The organism is Priestia sp. YIM B13490, from assembly GCF_042787735.1.
Taxonomy (GTDB): domain Bacteria; phylum Bacillota; class Bacilli; order Bacillales; family Bacillaceae_H; genus Priestia; species Priestia megaterium.
Map to the genome: position 1 here is coordinate 364042 of NZ_JBHZOT010000005.1, position 7158 is coordinate 371199.

Consider the following 7158-nt stretch of genomic DNA (forward strand, 5'->3'; position numbering starts at 1 on the left):
TGAAAGGAGGGATTCTATGAGATTAAGCGAACTGAGTGGAAAAGAAATTGTAGATGTTAAGCGAGCAGAGCGTTTGGGTATTTTAGGGCAAACGGATCTTGAAATTAATGAACATACGGGACAAATTAATGCGCTTATTATTCCATCTGTGAAGTGGTTTGGGTTTCGAAAGCAAGGAGATGAAGTGCGAGTGCCGTGGGGGAATATCGAAAAAATTGGTACAGATATGGTGATTGTAAATGTCCAGCAGCTAGAAGACATAAACAATCAGTCAACAAAATAAGAAACGAGATGCTTCCTGCATCTCGTTTCTTTTATTTTCAGGGATAAAGATTCACCGATTCCTGTGTGTTTACATAGTATGTTGAAGAAAAGCAATAGGCATTCTAGGGCGTAATGATAGCACTTTACATCTCGATGGTTTAAGCGAAAGATACATCTATTTAATGTTAAAGAAGGTGAAAATGAAACATGTTAACGGATTTGCACATAGCTGTAATTGGCGGTGATGCTAGGCAGCTTGAAGTCATTCGAAAATTAATTCAATTAGATGCAAAAACCTCTCTTATTGGTTTTGATCAGCTAGATCATGGTTTTACAGGTGCGACGAAATATCAGATAGAGGAGCTGGATTTTTCAGATGTTGACGCCATCATCCTTCCAGTGCCTGGAACAAATCACGAAGGGCAAGTAGATACTATTTTTTCAAATGAAAAAGTAGTGCTGACTGAAGAAATACTTAAAAAAACGCCTGAGCACTGCATTATTTATTCTGGTATTAGCAATGGGTATTTAAACGAATTAGTCAAAACGACAAACCGTAAACTCGTTCAGCTATTTGAGCGTGATGATGTAGCAATTTATAACTCTATTCCTACTGTTGAAGGTACCATCATGCTTGTTATTCAACATACGGATTTTACCATTCACGGTTCAAATATTTCTGTTCTAGGTTTAGGAAGAGTAGGAATGAGCGTGGCGAGGTCCTTTGCTGCACTCGGTGCCAATGTAAAAGTAGGAGCTAGAAAATCTGAACATTTAGCACGTATTGCTGAAATGGGTTTGCAACCTTTCTATCTTTCTGAACTCGATAAAGAAATTGCTGATAGTGATATATGTATTAACACCATTCCATACCCCATCTTAACGGCTAAGACATTATCTAATGTCCCGACCCATGCGCTCATTATTGATTTAGCTTCAAAGCCTGGAGGAACCGATTTCCGCTATGCGGAAAAACGAGGAATTAAAGCTATTTTAGCACCTGGTCTTCCAGGAATTGTGGCTCCAAAAACAGCAGGTCAGATTGTCGCTAATGTATTAGTGAATTTATTAAAAGACGCTGCGGATGCGAGAGAGGAGAAAAAATAATGTCATTAAAAGGTAAAAGAATAGGATTCGGCTTGACGGGATCTCACTGTACGTATGATGCGGTTATGCCGGAAATTGAAAAGCTTGTTAATTTGGGAGCAGAAGTGTTACCGGTCGTTTCTTACACTGTACAATCCACAAATACTCGTTTTGGAGATGGAGAAGACTGGGTGAAAAAAATTGAGGAATTAACGGGTCACGCCGTCATCAATACAATTGTAAAAGCAGAGCCTCTAGGACCGAAAATTCCGCTTGATTGTATGGTGGTTGCCCCAATCACTGGGAATACGATGAGTAAGTTTGCAAATGCAATGACTGAATCTCCGGTACTCATGGCAGCTAAAGCAACGCTTCGTAATAATAAGCCGGTGGTACTGGGAATTTCGACTAATGACGCACTAGGGCTAAATGGTGTAAACTTAATGAGGCTAATGGCGACTAAAAATATTTATTTTATTCCATTTGGTCAAGATGACCCGGTGTTTAAGCCGAATTCAATGGTAGCGCGTATGACGATGTTATCAGACACGGTGTACGCAGCGCTTGAAGATAAACAGATTCAGCCTGTTATTGTCGAAAGGTTCCGCGACGGTCAAGAGTCATAGGACATATATGCCTCTTGCTGTTGCATGAATCTATTCAATACTGCGGCTGTAAGAGAACTCTCAATCTCAAAGAAGAGAAGATTTTAAAAATCTTCTCTTCTTTGACGCAATGAAGCATAATAATATGTTAAAATAGTCAGTATATGCAGATAAATGTTGAGTAGTTGAAAATTGTTGGAGGCGGTATTAAAATGACAAGAGAATTACATGTAGCAGTAGTAGGAGCAACAGGTGCAGTAGGACAACAAATGATTAAAACCCTACAGGAGCGTAATTTTCCAGTTGGTAAATTAACGTTATTATCTTCAGCTCGTTCAGCTGGTAAAAAAGTGTTGTTTAACGGAGAAGAAGTTGTTGTGCAAGAAGCAACTCCTGATAGCTTTGAAGGCGTAGATATTGCTTTATTCAGTGCAGGCGGGAGCATTTCAAAAGCACTTGCACCAGAGGCAGTAAAACGCGGAGCAATCGTTGTAGACAACACAAGCGCTTATCGAATGGATGAAAATGTCCCGTTAGTTGTGCCGGAAGTGAATGAAGACGCATTACACGCACATAACGGAATCATTGCTAATCCAAACTGCTCTACAATTCAAATGGTTGCAGCATTACAGCCATTACGCGAAACATACGGCTTATCTAAAGTGCTAGTATCAACGTATCAAGCTGTTTCTGGAGCAGGCGCTGCTGCAATTAATGAATTAAAAGAACAAGCCAAAGCTATTTTAGAAGAAAAAGAGTTTACACCGGAAATTTTACCGGTTGGTGGAGATAAAAAACATTATCAAATTGCTTTTAATGCCATTCCGCAAATTGATAAATTTCAAGATAACGGTTTTACATTTGAAGAAATGAAAATGATTAATGAAACGAAGAAAATTATGAGCATGCCTGAATTGCCAGTAGCTGCTACTTGTGTTCGTCTACCGGTTGTAACAGGTCATTCAGAGTCAGTGTACATTGAAATTGAAAAAGACGGTGTAACGGTAGCTGATGTGAAAAATTTATTGGCTGATGCACCTGGTATCGTATTGCAAGATGATCCAGAAAATCAAGTATATCCAATGCCAGCAGATTGTGTAGGTAAACGAGATGTGTTTGTCGGCCGTATTCGTAAAGATTTAGATCGCGATAACGGTTTCCATATGTGGATCGTTTCTGATAACTTGTTAAAAGGTGCAGCTTGGAATTCTGTACAAATTGCAGAATCACTTATTAAGCTTAGCTTAGTAAAATAAGCGCAACCAGAGTGTCTCGGAACATGATGAGGTGTAAGTATGAAAATAATCGTCCAAAAATTTGGAGGAACTTCCGTTCGTAACGAAGAAGGAAGAGCGAGAGCAATCTATCATTTAAATAATGCATTAAGTGAGGGTTACAAAGTAGTCGTTGTTGTATCGGCAATGGGACGAAAAGGTGAGCCGTATGCAACGGATACATTGCTTTCACTTGTTGATGGAAATAAAGCGTCTCTTAATAAACGTGAGCTTGATATGCTTATGGCATGCGGAGAATTAATTTCATCGGTAGTGTTTACGAATTTATTAAACGAAAATGGTATTAAAGCTACAGCGTTAAACGGTGCACAGGCCGGGTTTGTGACGAATGATGATTTTACCAATGCTAAGATACTAGAAATGAAATGCGACCGTTTGTTAAAAGAATTAGAAGAATACGATGTAGTTGTTGTAACAGGCTTTCAAGGGGCAACTACTGAAGGTGATACAACAACGCTTGGACGCGGAGGCAGCGATACATCTGCTTCAGCTTTAGGTGCAGCCCTTATGGCTGATTACATTGACATTTTCACAGATGTAGAAGGTGTGATGACAGCGGACCCGCGTATTGTAGAAGATGCAAGACCGCTATCCGTTGTCACATATAACGAAATATGCAACATGGCTTATCAAGGTGCAAAAGTAGTTCACCCACGTGCCGTAGAGATTGCCATGCAAGCCAAAGTGCCGATGCGCGTCCGTTCCACGTATGCTGATTCAACAGGTACGCTCGTTACATCTCAAGGTGAAGCACAGCAGCGTGGCAGCGATGTGCAAGAACGCCTTGTAACAGGCATCGCGCACGTCTCCAACGTCACTCAAATTAAAGTTTTTAGTAAAGAAGGCCATTATGATACGCAAGCAGAAGTATTCAAAGCAATGGCACAAGAAAAAATCAGCGTAGATTTTATCAATATTTCACCGAAGGGTGTTGTATATACGGTAACAGATGAAGCAACTGACAAAGCGATTGATGTGCTTCATGCGCTAGGTTATGAGCCGGCTGTTATTCGCAACTGTGCCAAAGTGTCAACGGTTGGAGCAGGAATTGCAGGGGTGCCTGGTGTTACCTCTAAAATTGTTACAGCCCTTTCTGGCGAAGGTATTCAGATTTTACAATCTGCTGACAGCCATACGACGATTTGGGTGCTTGTAAAAGAAGAGGATTTAAAGAAAGCCGTTAATGCTCTTCATGGTGCCTTTGACTTGTCAAAAGCACCGCAAAAGAGATAAACTACATGTTCCGTTAGCTATAAGCTAACGGTTCATTACATGAATAGGGATAATGCAATTTCAAGGAGTGAAAACATGATTGATTTTGGGAAAGTCGCAACAGCGATGGTAACGCCTTTTGATCATAAAGGAAATATTGATTTTGAAAAAACAACGCAGCTTATTAACTATTTAATCAGCAACGGTTCGGATGCGTTGGTTATTGCAGGAACAACGGGTGAATCTCCTACGCTTTCAACAGAAGAAAAGCTGGCGCTGTTCCGCCACTCAGTAAAGGTAGTAGATGGCCGTGTACCTGTTGTGGCTGGTACAGGAAGCAACAATACGTATGCATCAATTGAATTAACGAAAAAGGCAGAAGAAATCGGCGTAGATGCGATTATGATTGTAGCACCTTATTACAACAAGCCGAATCAGGAAGGCTTATATCAGCATTTTAAAACAATTGCTGAAAGTACAGAGCTGCCTGTCATGTTATACAATATTCCAGGGCGATCCGTGATCAATATGTCTGTTGATACAATTGTACGCCTAGCTGAACTGCCAAATGTTGTAGCGTTAAAAGATGCAAGCGGAGATCTTGACGCAATGACAGCTATTATCGCACAAACAAGCGATGATTTTGCTTTATACAGCGGTGATGATGGTTTAACACTACCGGTACTAGCAGTTGGAGGAACTGGTATTATTTCTGTTGCCTCTCACATTATTGGGAATGAAATGCAAGAGATGGTTAAGCTGTATGAGTCAGGAAATCCGAAGGAAGCAGCAAAAATTCATCAGCGTATTGTACCTGTTATGAAATCTCTTTTTGCGGCTCCAAGTCCAACGCCTGTTAAAACGGCTTTACAGCTAAAAGGGTTAGACGTAGGATCGGTACGATTACCTTTAGTTCCGTTAACGGAAGAAGAACGTCAAACGTTAGTCAGCACATTAAATACGCTATAAGCTATAAGTATGTTTTTTAAACGTCTCTTCATTGACCGTATATACGAGTCGATGAAGAGACGTTTTTTTCTTATAAGATAATAGAAGAGCAGATGACGGAAATAGACGAATGAAATTTCTTGTATTCCAATTCTTACTTCAGTTATAATGTAAGCAAATGAAATTGTACGGGTGAAAGTAAGTAGGAGGAGCTTATGGTACTAGAAAAGACAGAAAATATTAAAATTTCAGCCTTGGGTGGAGTCGGAGAACTTGGAAAAAACATGTATGTGGTGGAAATCAATGAAAACATATATGTGTTAGATGCAGGATCAAAGTTTCCGGGAGGGGAAATGTTAGGAATTGATATTGTCATTCCGGACATTACATATTTAGTAGAAAATCAGCAGAACGTAAAAGGCATATTTGTTACTCATGGACACGAAGAACAAATTGGCGCTATTCCCTTTATACTTCAAAAATTGGATGTGCCTGTATATGGTACAGAATTAACGCTAGCACTTATCAAAGAAAAGTTAAAAGAATATGGAATTAAAAAATATGAAGCTTTACATCCTATCACTTCGTCAACGGTTTTATCGTTTGAAGGAGTAGATATTTCATTTTTCAGAACGCAGCACAGCATCCAAGATTCAGTCGGTATTTGTTTACAAACAAATCAAGGTGCGATTGTATATACAGGTGATTTTAAATTTGATCAAAATTCAGTCAGCATTCAAAGCGCTGATATTGGAAAAATGGCTGCCATTGGGGAACAAGGCGTCCTGTGTTTGCTTTCAGACAGTACAAATGCGGATAAGCCGGGCTATACAGTTTCCGAAGCCGTCATTGGACAAAATATTACCGACGCTTTTTATAAAAGCAAAGGTCGAATCATTGTTGCTGCATACAGTTCCAATCTGCACCGTATTCAGCAAATCATTCATGCCGCATATCAGCACGGCCGTAACCTGATCGTTATGGAAAAAAATATGCTGAAAATCATTGATATTGCAGCAAAACTTGGACATTTGCAGCTGCCTGAGGATTTAATTGTTCCTGTGCAAAAGCTAAAAGATCTTCCAGAACATGAAACGGTTATTTTAACAACAGGTCATCACGGAGAGCCGATTTTAGGTCTTACTCGAATGGCTAAACAGTCCCATAAATTTATTCAAATCAAACAAGATGACACGGTCCTGCTGGCTGCTACACCTGTGGCGGGGCACGAAACGACCTTTTCAAAAACAATTGACGTCATCTTTCGTTTAGGAGCAAGCGTAGTGTTTGCTCAGAAGAAAGTGCAGGCTTCCGGACACGGCAGTCAAGAAGAATTAAAATTTATGATTAACTTAACAAAGCCGAAATATGTCATGCCTGTGAATGGAGAGTATCGAAAACAAAAAGCTTATGCAAAGCTGGCCGGTCAATTAGGAATATCAGAAGATCATATTTGTTTGCTTGAAAAAGGTGAGCGAATTGAGTTTAAAGATGCTCGCATGTACCCTAGCGGTTCTATTCAAGCAGGAAATACGCTCATTGATGGACTAGGCGTCGGTGATATTGGAAATATCGTTCTAAGAGACCGCAGGCTGCTGTCACAGGACGGAATCTTAACGGTAGTAGTTACGATTAATAAACGCCAAAAAACGGTAGTAGCGGGGCCAGAAATCATCTCGCGCGGATTCGTCTATGTAAGAGAATCAGAAAAGCTTTTAGAAGAAGCAACGAAGATTGTTCAGCAAATT

7 protein-coding genes are annotated in these 7158 nt (G+C 40.0%); all 7 read left to right on the forward strand.

Annotation, left to right across the window (positions count from 1 at the left end; translation table 11 throughout):
* The first annotated feature begins 16 nt into the window (after positions 1–16).
* A complete protein-coding gene (locus tag ACFX4R_RS18135) occupies positions 17–283 on the forward strand; it encodes a YlmC/YmxH family sporulation protein (protein WP_016765372.1) in 267 nt (88 codons plus the stop codon).
* A 188-nt stretch (positions 284–471) separates the two neighbouring features.
* Complete coding sequence (dpaA, locus tag ACFX4R_RS18140) at positions 472–1371, forward strand: dipicolinic acid synthetase subunit A (protein ID WP_013058826.1); 900 nt, start codon at positions 472–474, stop codon at positions 1369–1371.
* A complete protein-coding gene (locus tag ACFX4R_RS18145; protein WP_025750286.1) occupies positions 1371–1976 on the forward strand; it encodes a dipicolinate synthase subunit B in 606 nt (201 codons plus the stop codon). Before dpaA ends, ACFX4R_RS18145 begins: the two co-directional genes overlap by 1 nt.
* Positions 1977–2167: 191 nt before the next feature.
* Positions 2168–3211, forward strand: coding sequence for an aspartate-semialdehyde dehydrogenase (asd, locus tag ACFX4R_RS18150; protein WP_013058824.1), 1044 nt, complete (start codon positions 2168–2170; stop codon positions 3209–3211).
* A 39-nt stretch (positions 3212–3250) separates the two neighbouring features.
* Positions 3251–4483: an aspartate kinase gene (gene dapG, locus ACFX4R_RS18155; protein ID WP_013084757.1), complete on the forward strand. Its 1233-nt coding sequence runs from the start codon at positions 3251–3253 to the stop codon at positions 4481–4483.
* Positions 4484–4558: 75 nt separating this feature from the next.
* Positions 4559–5431 (forward strand): 4-hydroxy-tetrahydrodipicolinate synthase, encoded by an 873-nt coding sequence (dapA, locus tag ACFX4R_RS18160; protein WP_097824491.1) that lies wholly within the window; start codon positions 4559–4561, stop codon positions 5429–5431.
* A gap of 194 nt (positions 5432–5625) precedes the next feature.
* On the forward strand, positions 5626–7158 hold a 1533-nt coding region (locus ACFX4R_RS18165; protein ID WP_377570030.1), incomplete at its 3' end, for a ribonuclease J.

Coding starts and splice junctions, on each gene's coding strand:
- dapG (WP_013084757.1), top strand. CDS start 3,251: ATGAAAATAATCGTCCAAAAATTTGGAGGAACTTCCGTTCGTAACGAA.
- asd (WP_013058824.1), top strand. CDS start 2,168: ATGACAAGAGAATTACATGTAGCAGTAGTAGGAGCAACAGGTGCAGTA.
- dpaA (WP_013058826.1), top strand. CDS start 472: ATGTTAACGGATTTGCACATAGCTGTAATTGGCGGTGATGCTAGGCAG.
- ACFX4R_RS18145 (WP_025750286.1), top strand. CDS start 1,371: ATGTCATTAAAAGGTAAAAGAATAGGATTCGGCTTGACGGGATCTCAC.
- dapA (WP_097824491.1), top strand. CDS start 4,559: ATGATTGATTTTGGGAAAGTCGCAACAGCGATGGTAACGCCTTTTGAT.
- ACFX4R_RS18135 (WP_016765372.1), top strand. CDS start 17: ATGAGATTAAGCGAACTGAGTGGAAAAGAAATTGTAGATGTTAAGCGA.